We start from the raw sequence: 2,296 nt of genomic DNA on the forward strand, positions 1-2,296 counted from the left end.
GAAGAAAAACCCCGATAACGAAAAACATTGTATCGTTATCGGGTTACCTTCTAGTTAGAGGGTATCAAAGAAAAAGCAGTGGCATAAACTCAGACTACGTGCTTTCTAGTAAGTTTCATCGTTCGTGTATAAATCTTTAAATTTTTTTAGCAATCGGCTTTCCCTGCACGTTTTTCCCTCTAACAGGCTCTTTCCCAAAGCGTACTCTTTTCATCTGTTTGGTACGCAATTCGGCATTAAGCATGCACTGCATATGGCTAATCAGCCTTGTAACCCTCTACAGAGACCTTTCAACGTGTGCCTTTTAAGCGGCTATTGAAGAGCGCTTTACTTTTTGTCAAACAACTGTTTTGCAATGTTGACTATTATGTTAACGAGATGTACATTTCAAACATCCGTTTAATATGAGTGTATGACTATGATCGCTAAGCCTGACACCAAAGCCCGAATTCTTGATGCCGCTGAGCGATTATTTGCTGAGCAGGGGTTTAATGATACCTCTTTGCGTACGATTACCGCAGAGGCTGACGTTAACTTGGCGTCGGTCAATTACCATTTTGGCTCGAAAAAAGAGCTGATCCGGGCGGTACTTGAACGTTACCTTGAGGTGTTTATGCCGGCAGTGGCCTGTGAGCTGCAAAAGGTGCTTGATGCGGAGGCTGTGCCTCAATTAGACGATGTTTTTCAGGCATTTAAAGCGCCGTTACTGCAGCTCACTGAGTTGCGTCCTGAGGGTTCAACGTTGTTTATTCAGTTGCTTGGGCGCGGTTATACCGATGTTCAGGGCCACTTGCGATGGTTTATTACCACCCGTTATGGCAACACTCTGGCACTGTTTACCTCCGCGGTGCAGCGTGCCAATCCCGCGTTGAATGATGCAGAGCTGTTTTGGCGCTTGCACTTTACACTGGGTACTGTGGTGTTTGCGATGGTCTCAAATGTGGCTCTGCGTGAAATTGCGCTCTCTGATTTTGGTCAACAGATTCAGATCAGTGACCTGATAGACAAAATTATTCCGTATTTGGCCGGTGGTGTTGCCGCGCCGAGTTATCACTCTGAAACATTACATCAAGTATTCAATCAACCTGTGCGTAAAGTGGCGACCGGAAGCGGTGCCTGAACCTACCCTATACCTGTGATAAAGGACGAACATCATGACCAGTCTGCGCCAGCGTTATCTCTCAGGCCCAGCGTTTAAGGTATTTAAGCGTATTCTGCCGCCTCTTTCGGCTACTGAACGTGAAGCTATGGAAGCCGGTACGGTCTGGTGGGAAGGCGATCTGTTCCGTGGAAAACCAAACTGGGATAAGTTGCATGCACTGCCAAAGCCAGTATTGACCGCAGAAGAACAAGCCTTTATGGATAATCAGGTTGAAACTCTGCTGAATATGCTGGATGACTACCAGATTGTGCATGAGCTCAATGATCTGCCCAAAGAGGTGTGGGATTACCTCAAGCAAGAGCGTTTCTTTTCATTAATTATCTCCAAAGAGTTTGGTGGCCGTGCATTTAGTGCTCTGGCTAACTCAACCATTGTGACCAAAATTGCGAGTAAAAGTACTACTGCTGCGGTGACTGTCATGGTGCCAAACTCATTAGGCCCCGGTGAGCTGTTATCCCATTACGGCACAGAAGAGCAAAAACAGCGCTGGTTGCCCGGTTTAGCTGATGGCCGCGAGATCCCCTGTTTTGCATTAACGGGTCCAGAAGCGGGCTCCGATGCAGGCAGTATCCCTGATAAAGGTGTGGTATGCCGTGGCCAGCATGAGGGCCGTGATGTGTTGGGTATCCGGCTAAACTGGAACAAGCGTTACATTACACTTGCTCCGGTGGCTACCGTGTTGGGGCTGGCATTTAAGCTGCATGATCCTGATGGCTTATTGGGTGATAAAGAGGATATTGGCATTACTTGTGCGCTGATCCCGACTAATCATCCGGGCGTAGATGTGGGTGCTCGCCATATCCCGATGAATTTGGCTTTTATGAATGGCCCAACATGGGGTAAAGATGTTTTTATCCCGCTAGATTGGATTATCGGCGGGGCGGAGTATGCGGGTAAAGGCTGGCGTATGCTGGTTGAGTGTCTCTCTGCCGGACGCGGTATTTCTCTGCCGGCACTGGGTACGGCTATTGGCCATTTAACAACCCGTACAACCGGCGCATATTCGTATGTGCGTAAACAGTTTGGTATGTCTATCGGGCGCTTCGAAGGTGTGGCAGAAGCGATGGGGCGGATTGGTGGACTGACTTATCTGCTAGAGGCATCACGCACTCTGACAACCACGGCGCTTGATAC

2 protein-coding genes are annotated in these 2,296 nt (G+C 48.3%); both read left to right on the forward strand.

Annotated elements, in window-relative coordinates:
* Positions 1-412: 412 nt before the first annotated feature.
* Positions 413-1,120: a TetR/AcrR family transcriptional regulator gene (locus tag ACRC27_RS02955; protein WP_438631415.1), complete on the forward strand. Its 708-nt coding sequence runs from the start codon at positions 413-415 to the stop codon at positions 1,118-1,120.
* Between the two features lie 34 nt (positions 1,121-1,154).
* On the forward strand, positions 1,155-2,296 hold a 1,142-nt coding region (locus tag ACRC27_RS02960; RefSeq protein WP_438639159.1), incomplete at its 3' end, for an acyl-CoA dehydrogenase.

The organism is Plesiomonas sp., assembly GCF_051650925.1.
Classification (GTDB): Bacteria; Pseudomonadota; Gammaproteobacteria; order Enterobacterales; family CAMTGL01; genus Plesiomonas.

Excerpts from the sequence above, each read along its gene's own strand:
- ACRC27_RS02955 (WP_438631415.1), top strand. The coding sequence starts at position 413 with ATGACTATGATCGCTAAGCCTGACACCAAAGCCCGAATTCTTGATGCC.